The organism is uncultured Marinobacter sp. (assembly GCF_947259545.1).
Classification (GTDB): domain Bacteria; phylum Pseudomonadota; class Gammaproteobacteria; order Pseudomonadales; family Oleiphilaceae; genus Marinobacter.
This window is the reverse complement of sequence record NZ_CAMYMK010000007.1, coordinates 381,192-399,326: the sequence shown is the minus strand read 5'-3', so window position 1 is coordinate 399,326 and position 18,135 is coordinate 381,192. Positions and strand designations below refer to the sequence as shown.

Genomic DNA, 18,135 nt, shown 5'->3' with positions numbered 1-18,135 from the left:
TCAATCGTGGGTGCCAAGTGTGTTTTCGTCGGGATCGTTTGCCTGCAACGCTGTCACAACCGGGTTTGCGTACATGTCCAGCAGGTAGGGGCGAATCGCCGCGTCGCAGCTGTCCAGCCTTCGTTCCATTTCCGCTTCGGCAGCTTCAAGTTCAGCCGGTGACCAGGTTTCCGCCGTTACCACCGAATCGCTCACCGTTTCTGGCACGGCGTGGGCGTCCGGATGAATTCCCCTTTGTCGGTAAGCCACCAGATTGGAGGCATGCAAGTGGTAGTTCGCATGCATTTCACGGTCGATTTTCGCTGCGAGATCCCTGGCGTTATCCGGGGAGTCCGCAATCGGGGCGCCAAAATGCACATGCACATGGCCCTTGAAGCCCGTCAGCCCTTTCATGATCTGCTCGGTATCTTCGCCCGACGCCTTGGTATAGCTTCCGGTCCGGGCCCGGGTTTCGAGCTCGCGTGCCTTGTCTGCGTCGCAGGGGTCGTATTCATAAGCAATGGACACCGGCACGATATGCAGGCGATTCATCGCTTCAGCGAAACCCAGCCCACTCTTTTTCTTGCTCATATAGAACATCTTGATAATGGCCGGGTCGGTGAAATCCAGGCCGTCCTTCGCCCGACCTTCCCGCTGGGCAATCCAGATACTGTGATTGGTATCAATGCTGTGATTGATAAAGCTCGAGAGCGTGATATAGGCGTCCCGCATTTCCCGCGGGCTGGTAATATTCCGGCGAACGACAAAACTCTTGTTCAGGCGCATCATCTCGGCAAATACCCGATTGGCGAGCAGGTTGTCCCCAATCGCGATGCGTGTGGTGTTGAAGCCGTTAGCGAACAGCAGGTGGTTTACCACCATAGGGTCAAACACGATGTCCCGATGGTTGGAAATAAAAAGGTGTGCTGTATGTTTATCGAGATGCTCCAGACCACTCTGAGTCACGCGGGTGGTTGTGTGCTCAACCAAATCCCCGACATACTCGGAAACCGTGGCTTGCAGGTCATCAACTCGGTTCAAATGGCCAAAGTTCCTGACGAGCCAGCGTTTAACCCATAGGCGCAGCACGCCCGGAGCCCAGCGTGCCAGCGTGGGAGATTTGAAACGGGCGATCATGTCCAGAAATTCCGGATCACTCACCAGACGCTTGATGGCAGAACCGGTTTCTTCGTCCGCATAGGGACGGATGGCATCAAATTCCTGCATGGAGTTCCTGTTGTTTTCAGTGTCAGTCAAGGTCCGAAGTTCTGTGGTGATGACGTTAAAAATCGCGGTATTGTAGCGTTTATCCGGGGGTTTTGCCTCTACTGTGCCCGCTAATCTGGTATGATTTCGACCCTCGAATAACCTGACACCGACCATTCCTGTACCCCGGCAGCGGCATCCATGGACTTTGAACAACTGAGCACAGAACGCCCAACCCTCTCCCGGAAAGACCCTGAACAGGTCCTGCATGAGGTTTTCGGGTATGAAACCTTCCGGCCGCTTCAGGGAGACATTATCCACGAAGTGGTCAATGGTGGTGATGCCCTTGTATTGATGCCAACCGGTGGCGGTAAATCCCTGTGCTATCAGGTTCCGGCACTGGTGCGTCCGGGTACGGCGGTGGTGATTTCCCCGTTGATCGCATTGATGCAGGATCAGGTAGCCGCACTGAATGAGTTGGGGGTGCGGGCGGCGTTCCTGAATTCCACCATGGATTTTGCCCAGGCCAGGGATACCGAAAACGCCCTGATGACTGGCGAACTGGACCTGCTCTATTGCGCGCCGGAACGACTTATACAGCCGCGAACGATTGACCTGCTGCACAACGCGTCAATTTCGCTGTTCGCCATCGACGAAGCCCACTGTGTATCCCAGTGGGGCCATGATTTCCGTTCCGATTACCTGGAGCTGAGTCTGCTGGCGGAGCAATTCCCCGGTGTGCCCCGAATCGCTCTGACAGCGACCGCGGATGAGCGGACCCGCAAGGAAATCGCCGAGCGGTTATCACTGACCAGTGCCCGACACTTCGTCAGCGGTTTCGATCGCCCGAATATTCAGTATCGTATTTCTCCAAAAGTTAATGCTAATAAACAGTTACTGGATTTTATTAAAGCAGAACATGACGGCGATTGCGGTATTGTTTATTGCCTGTCCCGCAATAAGGTGGATGCCACCGCGCGTATGTTGGCGGACAAAGGCTATACCGCTCTGCCCTATCATGCCGGCCTGAATGCCACGGAACGGGCTCGAAACCAGGAACGGTTTCTACGGGAAGACGGCGTCATTGTGGTGGCCACCATCGCGTTTGGCATGGGCATCGACAAGCCTGACGTGCGGTTTGTTGCCCACCTGGATCTCCCCAAGAGCCTGGAAGCCTATTACCAGGAAACCGGTCGCGCCGGACGTGATGGCAAGCCCTCGACCGCCTGGATGGTCTACGGCCTGCAGGATGTCATCAAGCTCCGGCAAATGCTGGAAGCGTCCATGGGGAATGACCATTTCAAGCGGGTCGAGCGGCAGAAACTGGACGCCATGCTCGGGCTTTGCGAAGTCACCAGTTGTCGTCGGCAGGTTCTGCTGCGGTACTTTGGCGATGTCCTTGAAGAGGCTTGCGGCAACTGCGATACCTGCCTTAATCCGCCGGACACCTGGGACGGCACCGTCGCCGTTCAGAAGGCTTTGTCCTGCGTCTTCAGGACGGGCCAGCGCTATGGTGTCACTTATCTTATTGATGTGCTCAGAGGCTCCGAAAACGAACGTATTCTCCAGTTTGGCCATGACAAGGTCTCGACCTATGGCATCGGTACGGAACTCTCGGTCAACGAATGGAAATCCGTGTTTCGGCAGCTGGTCGCAAACGGCTACCTTCGAGCTGACCCGGAGGGGTATGGCTCGCTTCAGCTCACGGAGCAGTGCCGCCCACTCCTTAAAGGCAAAGAGCCGATTCAGTTGCGCAAGGATCCTGCACCGGTCAAATCCTCGGGACGTAACGCTTCTGGCGGTGCCCGGGCAAAAATCAGTGAGCAGATCACCGACCAGGCCGGATGGGAAGCATTAAGAGCCTGCCGCAAGTCTCTGGCAGAACAACAGGGTGTTCCACCTTACGTGATATTCCACGACACGACCTTGTTCGACATGCTGGAAAGGCGCCCCACTACCTTATCCGAACTGGCGGAAGTGAACGGTGTCGGCGCGGCAAAACTTGAAAAGTACGGTGAGATAATCCTTCAGGCACTGGCCGATCTTAACCGGAACTGAATCCTTTCTTTCGAACCCGGTACTGGGCGATGGAGGTAGCGACATGGTTACCGTCGTCATCGTAAAGGAAGCCCTGCAGCGAGAAAGCCGCACGGCCGGTTTGATCGGCTTCCGCCTTGACGCTCTCAACGGTGGCTGCATCCAGTTCGAAAGTCACAGTCACGTCAGTGTTGGCCGGCTGCAGGAACTGCAGGGTCATTTCTTTCAGGATAGGGACATAGGCCGGCCCAAGGTCGAAGAGTGTAAGCACGCCCCCCGGGATTTCTGCCACCAGAAAATAAGCGCCCGCGTATAAGCTACCGAAATGATTTTTGTTACCTTTCAAACGAATCCGGGCCTTGACGAATCCCGGGCGGATTTCCTCCACACTGAACCCATTCCGCGGTGCAAACGGGATAGACATTCCGATGATCCGGTTGACGACGGCATACCCGCTGGCTTTCTTCAACCAGGCCCCGGGTTTGGAGAAGGATGCCTTGGGATCACTGCTGGAAACCCACTGGCCGGTCGCGCTGATAAGGCTATCAATTAGCGCCATAATGCTATGCCCCGATTAGGTGTTTTTATTAGTGTTATTGGAGTGCAATGGGTTTAAATTAGGTGAAAAGCATCCTTGAATCAATGTAGGCGGGGGCATTCCTTCCCCCGATTCTTTTACAGTTTTTTAGAATTAGGTACAGCTCTTTCTTCAGTTTATGATCTAAACTGGACGCGAACTTACTTTCCCGAAACATGGAAGCACGGAGAAAGACTGTATGGCATGTAGCTCCCACCTTCCTCCGGCACGGAGCCCCTACCCATTGCGGTTCCTGTTCGGGATACTTTTGAGCTTCCTGGCAGGCACAGCTCAATGTCTCGCAGAGGTCAGGAATGCTGCTTATCAGCCCCCTCCGTTAAAGGAATACATACTCTGGTACCGGAACTACGATAGTCCCGCCATCCGGGCATTGCTCGAGCTCGCCCTGAAGAAAACGCCCGAGTATGGGGACTTCCGGATCATCCGCAGTGAGGAAATGGGTCAGGGGCGGGTGCTTCGGGAACTGGCCCATGGCCGCACCACGCTGATTGATATTGCCAACGTCGCGAGCAGCAGCGAGCGGGAGTCACAAATGTTGGCCATTCCCATTCCAATTGACGGTGGCCTGCTCGGATTCCGGGTCTGCGTGGTACTTCCCCAGGCCCTGCCGCTCTTTGAAGGAGTTCGTTCGGTTGAGGATCTGAGGGACCGGGGCATCCGTATCGGGCAGGGCCTTCATTGGCCCGACACTGATATCCTGAAGGTGAATGATATTCCGGTGGTCACCCACACCCGCTATGAGATTCTGTTTCGAATGCTTCGCAATGATCGGTTTGACTGTTTTGCCCGGGGCGTGAGCGAAGTCATGTACGATCTGGCCATTGAGAATGACCCGGATCTGGTGATTGAGCCGTCAATAATGCTGGCCTATCCCATGCCATCCTATTTCTTCACCTCTCCCTACGATTATCTGACGGCGCACCGCGTTCAACTGGGAATGGAGCGTGCCATCCGGGACGGTAGCTTTGCGCAGTTTCTCGCGACTTACTACGGAAAAGCGATTGAAACCCTGGCGCTGGATAGTCGCACTGTTATCGTACTCAGGAATCCTTTCCTGAGCGAAGAATCGCGCACAGTGGGGCGCCAGACCCTGGACAACCTGCAGCGCAGGCTTCAGCTCCTGAGCCAGTAGTGTCAGAAAAGGAGCACCTAGACCCGAAACCGCGATACGTTCCGGTTTAACGTATTGCCGATCGACTCAATCTGACTACTGTAGACGTCATTTTCACTGGCAGCGGAGGCCGCTTCCTGACCTTGATCCGCAATCCGCGTAATGGAGGAGTTCAGCTCTTCCGTTACCGAAGTCTGCTCTTCGGATGCGGTGGCAATTTGCGTCGTCATCTGACTGATTGAGGTGATCGCCTCGGCAATGCGGTTCAGTGCTTCCATGGCATCCTGGGCTTTCTCCATGCTGACGTTGGAGACGGCGGTCGATGCCTTCATGACCTCAACGGCCTTGTTCGCGCCCTTCTGCAGGCGCTCAATCATGTTGTTGATCTCTTCAGTGCTGTCCTGGGTTCGGCTGGCGAGGTTACGAACCTCGTCCGCGACTACGGCAAAGCCACGCCCCGCTTCGCCGGCCCGCGCTGCCTCAATGGCGGCATTGAGAGCAAGCAGGTTGGTTTGTTCGGCAATACCCTGGATAACCTCCAGCACAGAGGTGATACTGCCAACATCTTTACCCAGGGTATCGATCACCTCCGCAGCGGAGGTGATTTCCCGGGCCAGCTTCTGCACCGCATCGCGGGAGGCCTCAACCGTTTCCAGCGACCCACGGCTATCCTTGTCAGCCGTGTTGGCCGCATCGGCAGTTTGCTGGGCATTCTGAGCAATCTCGCCGGCAGCCGCGGACATTTCATTAATCGCTGTGGCGACCATGTCCACTTCTGCCTGCTGACTTTCAACGCTGGTGCGGCTGGTGCTCGCGGTCTGGCGAAGAGACGTTACACTGTCCTTGAGTTCTGAGGTGCCCTTCTGCACATCACGAACCACACCCTGGATGTTCGCCACAAACCTGTTAAAGCTCCGGGCCAGCTTGCCAAATTCATCCTTGGCGCTGTCGTCCAGCCTCTGTGTCAGGTCGGCATCACCGCTGGCAATATCCTCCATCGCACCGTTCAGTCGGCGGACCGGGGCCATTAGCACGCGAATGCCAAAATGCAGGACAATCAGTGAAATTGCCAAACCGGCCAGTGCGATGATGATACCTGTCACCCGGGCAGCCGCGACCGGCTCGTGGATCAAGTCCTGGTTTACAAATGTGCCGAGATACCAATCCACACCACGGGCGCCACTGATAGCATGAAAACTGGCACTCCAGTTCTCACCGTCTACCTGGTAATCGTGATCGGTACCATCGAGTTTCAGGGGTTGGCCAATCAGTTCATTAACTCCCTTGCCAATCAGCGCTTCATCGGGATGGAACAGCACTGTGCCATCAGAGCTGATCAGGGATGCGTAGCCATTGCCCGCCAAAGTGACGTCGGACAGGGAATCCTCAATCGCCTTGAGTGTAATGTCGCCCCCCACCACGCCGGCGTAGCGGCCAGCCTTGACTGGTGCGAGCGTGGAGATGATCGTGTCTCCGGTGCTGGCGTCGCGATATGGCTCAGTAAACGAACCACGACCGAGGTCCATGGCAATCTGGTACCAGGGGCGGGTTCTGGGATCATAATCAGAGGGTAAGCCGGCATTGTCCTTCTCGGTTTTCATCAGCATGTAACCGTCATCACGCCCAACGTAAACGTCCTTGAACCCCCCACCGGAGGTGGCGGATTGCAGCAGCACCCTCGCCTGCCGGTCGGTGCGCATTTGCGTCATGGATTCTGCCGTTGCTTCGGTCATTGCCAGCCGGGTGTTGAGCCAATCGGCTATCGCTGACGTACTCTGCGCGACGGCTTCGTCTATGAGGGCATCAACATAGGTGTCCGTGGTGTGCTGTAATCGCAGGTTTCCAGACAGCGTAAACGCCACCATGACCAGAATGAGCAGAACACCAAAAGCGGTAAGCAGTTTTTGACCAAACGTCAGTTGCACAGGGAGGCCTCCGGTAAAAGTTACTCTATCTTACGGCGGCGAATGCGAAGTCTTTAATGCCTTCTGGTAAAATGCCCGCTATTGCTTAATGTATAGTGATCCAAACCTGAGTCGATCCACTCCATCACTTGATACGGGAGCCTCTCTGTATGGCCCACGAAGAGCTGCATCTCAATCTCCGCAACCTTACCCTGGACGATTACGAACAGCTTCAGCAGCTGATGGACCGCATCTATGATGATATAGGCGGAGCCTGGCCCAAGGACACCATCAAGGCGCTGGTTGAACAGTTCCCCGATGGCCAGATATGCATCGAAGACTCCGGGGAGTTGATTGCCGTTGCGCTGACCGTGTGCGTGAAATACGAGCGCTTCAGCAATCCTCATACCTATGACGACCTGATTCTCCGCAACGAAAAGATCTGGCATAACCCCAAGGGGGATTCTCTTTACGGGCTGGATGTATTTATTCATCCGGAATACCGCGGCTATCGACTGGGCCGCCGGCTGTATGAAGCCCGCAAGGAGCTGTGTCGCTCCATGAACCTGCGCGCTATTCTTGCCGGAGGCCGGATTCCCGGTTATCACAAGTACTCTGACCAGTACTCTCCGGCGGAGTACATTCAGCGAGTGGATCGGAAAGAAATCTACGATCCGATTCTCACGTTCCAGCTCTCCAATGATTTCCAGGTCACCCGGCTGATGCACAAATATCTGCCGGAAGACGAGAAGTCCCTCGGATACGCGACATTGCTGGAATGGCGGAACATTCTCTATACCCCGCCCTCGCCCGTGCTGGATGTGAAAAAGACCCAGGTTCGCCTCGGTGCTGTTCAATGGCAGATGCGCGAGTTCACCTCGGTGGAAGAAGTCCTCAAGCAGGTGGAGTACTTCGTTGATGCGCTGTCCGACTACAAGAGTGACATTGCCCTGTTCCCCGAGTTTTTCAATGCACCCTTGATGGGGCTGACGGACCAGATGGATCAGACCCGCGCCATTCGTTTCCTGGCGGGGTTCACGGAACAGTTCCGTAATGAGATGTCCGAAATGGCGGTGAGTTACAACATCAACATCGTCACCGGTTCAATGCCGTTGCTGGAGAACGACCGGGTTTATAACGTGTCGTACCTGTGCCATCGCGACGGTCGGGTTGACGAGCAGAGAAAGATTCACATCACCCCGCACGAGCGCCGGGACTGGGTGATTGAGGGCGGCAACCAGTTCCAGGTATTCGATACCGATGCCGGCCGTGTCGCCATCATGATCTGCTATGACATCGAGTTCCCGGAGCTCGGGCGTATTGCAGCCGATCAGGATGTCGATATCATCTGCGTGCCCTTCTGGACCGACACTAAAAATGGCTATTTGAGGGTTCGTCACTGTGCCCAGGCGCGTGCCATCGAAAACGAATGTTACGTCGTGATTACCGGCAGTGTGGGCAACCTGCCGAAGGTGGAGAACCTGGACGTCCAGTACGCCCAGTCATCGGTATTCTCACCATCCGACTTTGCGTTTCCCCATGATGCGGTGATGGCTGAAACCACACCCAACACGGAGATGATCATGTTTTCAGACATGGACCTGGAAAAACTCAAACTGGTGCGTAATGAGGGATCCGTGACCAACCTCAAAGACCGCCGAATCGACATGTATGAGATTAAAACCCGCTGATTTGGCCTGGATAGACTCGGCATACAGTTGATGAACTGCCTGAGAGGGCTATCGTATAGCGCTGACGCCGTTGCCAAATCTTCTATGTGTGACTATTGTTTAATCAATCACCAACGGTATGTGGGTCAGATGGCACTCTGGCCCCTGAAAACCTGAGACAATTTTTCATGAACGAAGCACTACCGGATCTTATCGCACGCTTTCGCATCAAACGCGGCCTGTTTCGCAAGGAAATGGTTGAAGCGGCACTGTTCGAACTGGACAACTTTGGCTGTGTCATGAAAACGGACAAGGTTTTCAATCCGGGCGACACGGTCACGCTGGACCTGATTATGGATATGCCTTTTGAAAACATTCAGGCGGAAGGCATATCCGGTCTTGTCACAGAGCGCAGAAAACACTGTAGCAATTTCTTTTATTCAATTGATTTCATTGAAATAGGCGATTCAGATGCTTCTCCAGCGGCCGACAAACTGCGGCGCATCCGGGATGTGGTCATCAAGAAGCAGTCGCTGAAATCACGACGTTCCTCCGGGCCAGGTTCTGGATTACAGCAAACGGCCTGATCAAGCACCACCCTCACCTCGTTCAAACCGCAAGGAGATAGTCTTCATGGCCAAAAAAGCCAAGCCAAGCGTGGATAAAATCGTTAAAAAAGTGAACAAGGAATTCAACAAAACCTCTTCCCAGATCGAAAGCCTGATCAACGACGCACTCAAACAATTCGACAGCCTTCAGAACCAGATTCAAGACCCGGTTCGTAAGCTGTTGAAGGAGGTTGATGAGCTGCGCGATCGGGAAATGAAGCGCTTCAATGAGGAATTTGAGCGTCGCCTGAATGAATTTCATGAGTTGCAGAACAGCATCCTGGAACGTCTGGGCATTGCCAGCAAAGAACTGAAAGATGAAGTAAAGAAAACGGCAGACACTGCTTCTGCCAAGGTCGACAAGGCCAAGTCCAAGGCGGCCAGCACTAAACCGGCGGCCAAGAGTACCGCTAAAAAGGCCCCGGCTAAAACAACGGCTAAAGCCAAGACCGCCGCTAAGCCCAAGACCGCTGCCAAAAAAGCACCGGCCAAAAAGGCAGCAAAGCCTGCGAACAAGAACGATCTGACCCGCGTTAAAGGTATCGGCCCGGCCACGGCCAAGAAAATGCAGGAAGCGGGCATTAACTCCATTGAGCAGATCGCCTCTCCCTCCGACGCTGACAAGGAAAAGCTGCAAGCCTTCTCAAAAATGAAAGGGTTCGCGACGCTGTCTGACGAAGCCAAGAAAGTTCTCTGATGCGAACGCCTGAGCAGCCTGTATTACGGGATATTGTCCTGATTGGCGGCGGGCACAGCCACGTTGGGGTTCTTAAGCGATTCGCCATGAATCCGGTACCGGGTGTCCGGTTGACGCTGATTTGCCGTGATACCCATACCCCCTACTCCGGAATGCTTCCGGGGTACGTGGCTGGGCATTATTCCTACGACGATGTACACATCGATCTGAGCCGACTCGCTGAGTACGCCGGCGCGCGGTTCTATCGCGATGAAGCTGTGGGCCTGGACCGGGACCGTAAGCGGGTCATCTGTAAAACCCGACCGGATGTGCCCTACGACCTCCTGTCCATCAACATTGGTTCGTCCCCGCGCGTTGAAGAAGTCTCCGGGGCGGCGGAATATGCCGTGCCCGTGAAACCCATCAACGGTTTCAACAGCCGCTGGTTGGGCTTGCTGTCAAGGCTTGAGAACCACCGGGGGCCCATGACTGTGGCTGTGGTGGGTGCCGGCGCTGGTGGTGTTGAACTGACTCTTGCCATGCAGTTCCGCTTGCGGAACGAGCTGGAACAGCGGGGCCTCGATCCGGACCAGTTGCACTTCCACCTGTTTGATGCCGCCGCTGAGATCCTGCCCACCCATAACGCCAAGGTGCGTGCGGTGTTTGCTGAAACGCTTAGCAGTCGGGGTGTTAAGGTGCATCTCTCCTCCCCTGTCTCTCAGGTGGACGCGGGAAGGCTACAAACCGAGAACGGTGAATCGTTCGACGTCGACGAAGTGCTCTGGGTCACCCGTGCGGGAGGTCCTGCCTGGCTGAAGGAAACCGGCCTTGCGCTCGACGAGGGTGGATTTATCCGGGTCAGGGATACCCTGCAGACGGAAAGCGATGACACAATCTTCGCCGCCGGTGATATAGCCAATGTAGTCAATCATCCCCGGGAGAAGGCTGGTGTCTTTGCCGTCAGACAGGGGCCTCCCCTGGCCGACAATCTCAAACGTGTGGCGACGGGTAAGTCGGCGAAGAACTTTCAGCCTCAGAAGAAGTGGCTGGCACTGATCAGTACAGGTGATCAGTACGCCGTTGCCTCCCGAGGTGATGTTTCCTTTTCGGGTTCATGGGTGTGGCGGTGGAAAGACTGGATTGATCGCCGCTTCATGGACAAGTTCAGCGACCTTCCCCCGATGGAAGACACCGGAAAATTACCGGATACTGCCGCTGCACAGAGCGCCGAGGAAGCATCTCAGGCGATTTCCGCAGTTGCCATGCGATGCGGGGGGTGTGGCGCCAAGGTCGGCAGCACGGTCCTGTCGCGGGCGCTCGGTGAACTGAAACCTATCGAGCGGGATGACATTATCATCGGTCTGCACGCGCCGGATGACGCCGCTGTGCTCCGAGTTCCGCCAGGAAAAGCCGTGGTTCATACCGTCGACTTCTTCCGAGCGTTCATCGATGATCCCTACATCTTTGGCCAGGTCGCGGCCAACCATAGCCTCGGTGATGTGTTCGCCATGGGCGCCGAAGCCCAAAGCGCCACCGCTGTTGCGACTGTGCCCTATGGCATCGAGTCCAAGGTGGAGGATGTGGTGTACCAGATGATGTCAGGCGCTGTTGAGGTGTTGAACGATGCCGGCTGTGCCCTGGTGGGTGGTCATACCGGTGAGGGCCGGGAACTGGCCCTGGGGTTTGCCGTCAATGGCCTGATTGATCCGGAAGAAGTCATGAGCAAGGGTGGGCTCAAGGCTGGCGATGTGCTGATCCTCACCAAGCCCATTGGCACCGGCACCCTGTTTGCAGCCCATGCAAAGCTCGCAGCGAAAGGCCGCTGGATTGATTCGGCGCTTGCCTCAATGATCCAGTCCAACAAGAACGCAGCCCAGTGCTTGCGGAAGTACGGCTCCAAAGCCTGCACGGACGTGACCGGATTTGGCCTGCTGGGACACCTGGTGGAAATGACCAGGCCCTCGGGCGTGGATGCCGAGCTGGACCTGTCTGCCATTCCGATCCTGCCTGGCGCCGAGGAAACGGCTGCGGCCGGCATTTTGAGCTCGCTTCAGCCCGCCAATATCCGGCTTCGCCGGGGTATTCAGGATCAGGAAAGATGGGTGAATCATCCCCGCTATCCTCTGATCTTTGATCCCCAAACCGCCGGAGGATTGCTGGCCAGCGTTCCGTCGGACGTTGCGGATGACTGTGTGCGCGAGCTCAAAGCCATCGGCTATCCCCACACGGCCATTATCGGCAGGGTCAAACCGCAGGACGAAAGCGGACCCATTGAGCCGATCAGCCTTAGGGGCTGAGTCTCTTCTTGCTGTTGGCGATGGCCACCTCTATCGCCTTCAGCAAGGCCTTCTGTTCCGCTTCCGGAACAAACTCACCGGCCAGCTTTGATACCCACTGCTGAAGTTGCGACAGATAATGTGGCGAGCTTTCCGCACGGTATAGCACCTGAGCAAGGTGTTGTTCATCCATCACCCGAAAATAGCCGGGATAGTCGCTTCCCAGCAGTCCCCGATTTCCGGGGATATCCGAGGCAATAATGGGAAGACCCGCGCGGCAGGCTTCCGACACCACGTTGGCACCACCTTCCATCACAGAACTGATGACCATCACCTTCGAGCGGGCCATGAGCGCATCGGTGGCCGGTTTGTCCAGTTCGCCGAGCCATTGAAAGCGGGGATTTCTGGCCTGCTCGGCTTCTGCCTGACGTTGCCAATGTTCGGTATGGGGTTTACCGGCATTGAATACGCGTACCCGGGAACTCTCCGGCAGGTAGTGGCAAGCAAGCGCCGCGCGCAGCGAGTCTTTTTCATCTCGTAAATGGCCAATCACGCAGACGTCGAAATAGCCCGGGTCGGTTCGTGATGGAGTGATTGTCCCGGCGGATTGCAACACCGTGATCAATTTTGACCGGTAAACTTCGGGAATATCCTGGGCGACCAGATGGTGAAGCCCGATCAGGGCATCCGCCAACGCCATCGAGCGATGAGTATCTTGTGGGTATTCCAGTTGATGATGGTATATGTCCGTCCCCGTCAGTACGGTAATCACAGGAACCGACGGCTTAACCTGGTGGAACTCCCGGATGGCCTCATGGCTGCGCCACGCGTGAAGGGCAATGAAGACATCGCAGTCTTCTGACGATAATCCGGTGACGACAGACACTGTGTGCCCGGCGTTACGCAACAAGGTCGCCCAACGTTCCGCCGTGGCCCGGTTGCCGGCCCGTGACCCCGGTGGTGCGGGCGTCAGAATCTGGATGTGCATTATCAAGCGTTCCGCATCGACTGATTCTTGTTGGTGTTTCTGATCCATGAGCGCTGACCTGTTTGCGCAGGTCAATCGTATAGATGTTCATGCCGGAGGTAAATCAGGGTATCCTGAACGTCCGTGTTCTAACGCACTGAAAAACCCATCATTAAACAAGGAATCCAATGGCCATGAGCTATATACGGAAAATATTGCTTGGCAGCCTGCTTGCTTTCACTTCTCTTGCCGTTTCCGCCCAGACTTTTGTCTTCACAGCGATTCCCGATGAAGATGAAACCAAACTGATGGAGCGCTTTAAGGGGATCGCCGATTACCTGCAGGAAAAACTGGGTGTAGAGGTACGATACATTCCTGTGAAATCTTATGCAGCGGCTGTTTCCGCCTTCCGTAACAATCAGGTACAGCTTGCCTGGTTTGGCGGATTGTCAGGTGTTCAGGCCCGATCTCTTGTTCCCGGTTCCGAGGCTCTGGCTCAAGGCGTTGAGGATGTTGACTTTTACACCTACTTTATCGCGCACCAAAGTACCGGCCTTGAGGAATCCGATACGCTGCCGGAAGGTATACGGGGCAAAACCTTCACGTTCGGTTCCAAGGGTTCCACTTCTGGCCGTGTAATGCCGGAGCACTATATTCGCCAGACATTTTCTGAGGCTCCTGAAGACGTATTTTCCAGGGTCGGTTTCAGTGGCAACCACACACGGACCCTGCGTCTGGTGGAAGCCGGCACCTACGAGGTGGGCGCCCTCAACTATGCCGTTTGGGAAAAAGAACTGGAAAACGGTAACGTGAATACTGACGAGGTTAGCGTCATCTGGAAGACTCCCGCTTATCCCGATTACCAGTGGACCATCCGTGGTGATGTAGACGACCGTTATGGTGAAGGCTTCACCGACAAGGTCCGCCAAGCCCTGTTGGACATGGATGATCCGGAACTGCTGGAAAGCTTCCCCCGTTCAGGGTTCATCCCGACAGCTAATGAAAACTACGAGCCTATTCGCTCAGTTGCCGAACAGATTGGAATTCTGGATTAATGTCAGGATTTGAACTGTCTGGACTGACAGCGTCCTATGGCGGAGAGCGGGTCATCGGCCCGCTCAGCCTGGATGTAAAAGAAGGCGAACATGTGGCACTGGTCGGCAAGAGCGGAGCCGGCAAGTCAACGCTGATCAAGTTGATCCATGAGCGCGTTGACGGTCACGCCTCTCTGGTACCACAAGACCTGGGGTTGGTGAATGCCCTACCCGTGTTCCATAACGTGTTTATGGGTCAACTCGATGCGCATCCTGCGTGGTACAACACTGTTACCCTGGTTCGCCCCTTCCGCAAGGACAGAGAAGCTGTCAAAGACCTGTTACGGGAACTGGGCATGGCCGACAAATTCTGGACGCCGACCGCCTCCCTCTCTGGCGGTCAACGGCAGCGCGTGGCCGTCGCCCGCGCGATCTACCGTAATGCTGATTTGTTACTGGCAGACGAACCGATTTCGGCTCTTGATGGTCCGTTGGCCCATCAAGTTATGAAGGCACTCAGCCAGCGATTTGCGACCAGCGTCATCGCGCTTCATGATGTGGAGATGGCGTTGGCCTATGCCACGCGAATTATCGGTATCCAGGATGGTCAGATTGCCCTGGATGAAGCCAGCAACCGGCTATCCGCGGCTGATATCATGCCGCTTTACTAAAGGGCGACTGCAACTTTATGCATTTCTCCCCCACCCTGAGAGTCAGCCTGCTTTTCCTGGTGATTGCCATCGCCGCGCTGTTCTTTGCGGACATCGCCATCACCACGGCCAATCCCTGGCGGGATCTCGGGCGCTTTTTCCTGGGGGTGGCAACACCGGATTTCTTCAGTACTGAAGGCCTGGCGACCGCGCTACTGAGAACGGTGGCTTTCGCTTTTGTGGGTGTGGCACTGGGCAGTGCCTGCGGCTTCCTTCTGTCCCTGATCTATCGGTTTTACCCGGTGCGGATATTCTGCGCCTTCATCCGCGCCATTCACGAACTGTTCTGGGCCCTGATCTTCCTGCAGTTTTTTGGCTTCCACCCGCTGACAGGTGTACTGGCAATCGCCATTCCCTACTCAGGCATCTTTGCCAAAGTCTATTCGGAGATTCTGGACGAGGCAGACCCGGGGCCGGCTCGTCTCTTGCCCCCGAGTACCGGTATTATTTCCACCTTCCTGTACACCCGGATACCGGATTGCTGGGTACAACTTCGAACGTATACCGCATACCGTCTGGAATGCGGCCTTCGCTCCAGCGCAATCCTAGGGTTTGTCGGCCTGCCAACCCTGGGTTTCTATCTGGAAACCTCGTTCTCCCAGGGATTGTACTCCCAGGCCGGCGCAATGCTGATCCTGTTTTATGTGTTGATCGCCACCATTCCTCTTTGGGTAAAACCGAAACTGCTGCCAGTGTATATCCTGGGCGCGCCGTTTTTCCTCGGGGATGGTATGCCCATAATCTGGGGCAACGTGGAACGTTTTTTTACCCAGGACATTATTCCGGCGCCACTTCGGGATGGTGAGGGTCTTGCCGGGCTGGGGCCCTGGTTCAGTGACCTGATGCTCACCGAAGCTATGCCCGGAATATGGAACACCCTGATACTGACGCAGATCGCCCTGGTCGCTACCGGGATATTGACCTTGCTGGCGTTTCCACTGATTTCAAATCACTTTGGCGGGCCAATCAGGCGCACATCCGGTCACGTGTTCCTGGTCATTGCACGCTCTACACCTGAGTACATCCTTGCGTACATCCTGCTCCAGCTCTGGGGGCCGTCCATGTTACCGGCGGTGGTTGCCCTTGCCCTTCACAATGGCGGTATTATCGGCCATCTGATTGGGCGTCAGACCAACGCCATACATCTGCGCCCGGATGCCCCTACCGGTTATCGCCGATACAGTTGGGAGCTGGTGCCAAGGGTCTACCGGTCCTTCCTCGCTTTCCTGTTCTATCGCTGGGAAATCATTATGCGGGAAACTGCCATTCTGGGGATATTGGGTATCTACACCCTGGGGTTCTACGTGGACAGTGCTATCCAGCAAATCCGCTTCGATCGTGCCATGGTACTTATCCTGATCACGGCACTGCTGAATATTGGTATCGACATTCTGGGTCGTTACATCCGTCGCAAACTGGCGCTGCAGACCATGCCGACCTGCTGAAGCCCTTGTCTGCTTATGCGGAGGTGGATCGTTCCAACTCCCAATCGGTGCCAAGGTCGATGGGTTGCCCCGAACCGTTGGCCTCTGCAGCCACGCCGGCAATTACAGGCTTACTGAAGCTTCCGTCACTCTGGCGGGTCATGGCTTCAACGTCCACCGAACGCACCAGGTACGATTTTCCCTCAACCTGCACCCGTGTCCGGTGGGTCAGCCCGAAAATAAACCGGCAATAATCCAGCTTGAGCTGGAGAAGGTCCTGTTCGGCCTTGATGATCTTACGGAGAAGGACTTTCTGAACACTGTCGCTGTAATCCATCGCATCGTCCCTGGCAATCGTTGTTATCCTGGCCATTCTACACAATCCTGTCGGACTGTCATGGTCTCAGGCGCCACGCCCCACACCCTGAAAAACCAGTTTGACTGGGAGTTCATCGAGATCATTATTGCTCTGCTGGAAGTCTATGCGCCAAAGCATGTCGGGATCAGTAGTACAGAAAGGAGCAACGAATGTCGCCTGCCATACATGGATTCCCGCATCTGTTTCAGTACGACTGAGGGGCACCGGGTACTCGCCCAGGTACATGGACTCGCCTTTCAATACCGCCAGGAACCGGTCGGGGTCGTAACTGGTGTGAATCCGCAGCAGGTATTCCTGCCCCTGCTCTCCTGATTTGCCCCGTTCTAGCTCCGCCACCCATGGCTTGCCATTCATCTTCCATTGGCAAGGGCCCGCATTAAGATCACATACCGGTGTTTCCGACGATTTTTCCGCGCCATCGGACATCAACCACCCAGGCCCAAAAACGGCCACTGCCACCATCCCTATGATTAATACAATAACCGCCGCCGCTCGTATCAATTCCATTTCCCCCAGGCAAAAGTGGCATTATGGTCATTCACAACAGGAACGCAAAGGTTTCTAAACCACTGCCCGTCGTGAGAAAATACGGCGCTTTGATTCACCACCTACAGGATACGCCAGTGCAGCCGGACATTTCCGTTAAGCACCTGAACAAAGTATACGCCGATGGATTTCAGGCCCTGAAGGATATCAACCTGGACATCACCCCCGGTGAGATTTTCGCCCTGCTGGGTCCCAACGGTGCCGGTAAGACTACGTTGATCAGCATCATTTGCGGCATCGTTAACCTGTCCAGCGGCGAAGTAAAAGCCGCCGGCCACGACATCGTGCGGGATTATCGCAAGGCCCGTGAAAGCATCGGCCTGGTCCCCCAGGAGCTGAATACCGACTCTTTTGAGACGGTCTGGGACGCGGTGTCATTCAGCCGGGGTCTGTTCGGTAAGCCGCCAAAACCGTCGCACATCAAGAAAGTCCTGAAGGATCTTTCGCTCTGGGATAAACGGGATAACCGCATCATGTCTCTCTCCGGTGGCATGAAACGTCGGGTTATGATCGCCAAAGCCCTGTCCCATGAACCCAGGATCCTGTTTCTGGACGAACCCACAGCCGGGGTGGATGTAGAGCTGCGCCGGGATATGTGGGAGATGGTGCGCCACCTTCGGGAAGACGGTGTCACCATTATCCTGACCACCCACTACATCGAAGAAGCCGAGGAGATGGCAGACCGGATCGGCGTTATCCGTCAGGGTGAGATTATCCTGGTCGAGGAAAAGGACCAGCTGATGAGCAAACTCGGCAAAAAAGAACTGCGCCTGCAACTTCATTCACCGCTGGAGAAAGTGCCTGGTGAACTGGTGCTGGAACCGATCGAGCTGTCCGATGACGGTTACGAACTGATCTACACTTTCGACTCCCAACAGGAACAGGCCGGAGTAGCCCGTTTGCTCCGTACGCTGGGGGATATCGGCATCGATTACCGGGACCTGAAGACCCGGGAAAGTTCGCTGGAAGAGATTTTCGTCGGCCTGGTTCACGAATAGTGCCGCCGACAT

16 protein-coding genes are annotated in these 18,135 nt (G+C 55.5%); 10 read left to right on the top strand and 6 right to left on the bottom strand.

Features of this window, described 5'->3' with window-relative positions; genetic code table 11:
* Window positions 1–1,206: a 1-acyl-sn-glycerol-3-phosphate acyltransferase gene (locus tag Q0Y21_RS09630; protein WP_297794344.1), complete on the bottom strand. Its 1,206-nt coding sequence runs from the start codon at window positions 1,204–1,206 to the stop codon at window positions 1–3.
* Window positions 1,207–1,386: 180 nt separating this feature from the next.
* Here Q0Y21_RS09630 and recQ point away from each other — a divergent pair, with 180 nt between their 5' ends.
* Entirely contained in the window at window positions 1,387–3,243 is a 1,857-nt protein-coding gene (gene recQ / locus Q0Y21_RS09625) for a DNA helicase RecQ (protein ID WP_297794342.1), read from the top strand.
* On the opposite strand, the gene Q0Y21_RS09620 is transcribed toward recQ, so the two are convergent.
* On the bottom strand, window positions 3,230–3,781 hold the full coding sequence (locus Q0Y21_RS09620; protein ID WP_297794339.1) for a DUF4442 domain-containing protein: 552 nt from the start codon (window positions 3,779–3,781) through the stop codon (window positions 3,230–3,232). The genes recQ and Q0Y21_RS09620 overlap by 14 nt on opposite strands.
* A 217-nt stretch (window positions 3,782–3,998) precedes the next feature.
* Between Q0Y21_RS09620 and Q0Y21_RS09615 the strand changes: the two genes are divergently transcribed.
* Window positions 3,999–4,952 (top strand): hypothetical protein, encoded by a 954-nt coding sequence (locus Q0Y21_RS09615; RefSeq protein WP_297794336.1) that lies wholly within the window; start codon window positions 3,999–4,001, stop codon window positions 4,950–4,952.
* 17 nt (window positions 4,953–4,969) lie between these two features.
* On the opposite strand, the gene Q0Y21_RS09610 is transcribed toward Q0Y21_RS09615, so the two are convergent.
* A complete protein-coding gene (locus Q0Y21_RS09610) occupies window positions 4,970–6,856 on the bottom strand; it encodes a methyl-accepting chemotaxis protein (RefSeq protein WP_297794334.1) in 1,887 nt (628 codons plus the stop codon).
* Between the two features lie 149 nt (window positions 6,857–7,005).
* Between Q0Y21_RS09610 and Q0Y21_RS09605 the strand changes: the two genes are divergently transcribed.
* From Q0Y21_RS09605 to selD, 4 genes are all read left to right on the top strand, one after another.
* Window positions 7,006–8,526 carry a bifunctional GNAT family N-acetyltransferase/carbon-nitrogen hydrolase family protein gene (locus Q0Y21_RS09605; RefSeq protein WP_297794331.1) on the top strand — a complete coding sequence of 507 codons (1,521 nt, stop codon included), beginning with the start codon at window positions 7,006–7,008 and terminating at the stop codon, window positions 8,524–8,526.
* Window positions 8,527–8,693: 167 nt separating this feature from the next.
* The gene (locus tag Q0Y21_RS09600) at window positions 8,694–9,092 is read left to right on the top strand and encodes a hypothetical protein (protein WP_297794328.1); all 399 of its coding nucleotides are present in this window, start codon (window positions 8,694–8,696) and stop codon (window positions 9,090–9,092) included.
* Between the two features lie 46 nt (window positions 9,093–9,138).
* On the top strand, window positions 9,139–9,810 hold the full coding sequence (locus Q0Y21_RS09595; protein ID WP_297794326.1) for a helix-hairpin-helix domain-containing protein: 672 nt from the start codon (window positions 9,139–9,141) through the stop codon (window positions 9,808–9,810).
* Entirely contained in the window at window positions 9,810–12,086 is a 2,277-nt protein-coding gene (gene selD / locus Q0Y21_RS09590; protein WP_297794324.1) for a selenide, water dikinase SelD, read from the top strand. The genes Q0Y21_RS09595 and selD overlap by 1 nt, the downstream gene beginning before the upstream one ends.
* Here the strand turns inward: selD and senB are convergent.
* Window positions 12,076–13,053 carry a selenoneine biosynthesis selenosugar synthase SenB gene (senB, locus tag Q0Y21_RS09585; protein WP_297794321.1) on the bottom strand — a complete coding sequence of 326 codons (978 nt, stop codon included), beginning with the start codon at window positions 13,051–13,053 and terminating at the stop codon, window positions 12,076–12,078. The two genes, selD and senB, sit on opposite strands and share 11 nt — an antisense overlap.
* A 173-nt stretch (window positions 13,054–13,226) precedes the next feature.
* Between senB and Q0Y21_RS09580 the strand changes: the two genes are divergently transcribed.
* From Q0Y21_RS09580 to Q0Y21_RS09570, 3 genes are read left to right on the top strand one after another with little or no spacing between them, the layout of a single operon-like run.
* Window positions 13,227–14,087 (top strand): putative selenate ABC transporter substrate-binding protein, encoded by an 861-nt coding sequence (locus Q0Y21_RS09580; RefSeq protein ID WP_297794318.1) that lies wholly within the window; start codon window positions 13,227–13,229, stop codon window positions 14,085–14,087.
* Window positions 14,087–14,737 carry an ATP-binding cassette domain-containing protein gene (locus Q0Y21_RS09575; RefSeq protein WP_297794315.1) on the top strand — a complete coding sequence of 217 codons (651 nt, stop codon included), beginning with the start codon at window positions 14,087–14,089 and terminating at the stop codon, window positions 14,735–14,737. Before Q0Y21_RS09580 ends, Q0Y21_RS09575 begins: the two co-directional genes overlap by 1 nt.
* A gap of 17 nt (window positions 14,738–14,754) precedes the next feature.
* Window positions 14,755–16,221, top strand: coding sequence for an ABC transporter permease (locus tag Q0Y21_RS09570; RefSeq protein WP_297794313.1), 1,467 nt, complete (start codon window positions 14,755–14,757; stop codon window positions 16,219–16,221).
* Between the two features lie 13 nt (window positions 16,222–16,234).
* On the opposite strand, the gene Q0Y21_RS09565 is transcribed toward Q0Y21_RS09570, so the two are convergent.
* Both Q0Y21_RS09565 and Q0Y21_RS09560 read right to left on the bottom strand, forming a co-directional pair.
* Window positions 16,235–16,573 (bottom strand): hypothetical protein, encoded by a 339-nt coding sequence (locus Q0Y21_RS09565; protein WP_366517670.1) that lies wholly within the window; start codon window positions 16,571–16,573, stop codon window positions 16,235–16,237.
* A gap of 30 nt (window positions 16,574–16,603) precedes the next feature.
* A complete protein-coding gene (locus tag Q0Y21_RS09560; protein WP_297794310.1) occupies window positions 16,604–16,915 on the bottom strand; it encodes a hypothetical protein in 312 nt (103 codons plus the stop codon).
* Window positions 16,916–17,202: 287 nt separating this feature from the next.
* On the opposite strand from Q0Y21_RS09560, the gene Q0Y21_RS09555 reads away from it, so the two are divergent.
* Window positions 17,203–18,123, top strand: a complete 921-nt coding sequence (locus tag Q0Y21_RS09555) for an ABC transporter ATP-binding protein (RefSeq protein WP_297794306.1) — start codon at window positions 17,203–17,205, stop codon at window positions 18,121–18,123.
* The last annotated feature ends 12 nt before the right edge of the window (window positions 18,124–18,135 follow it).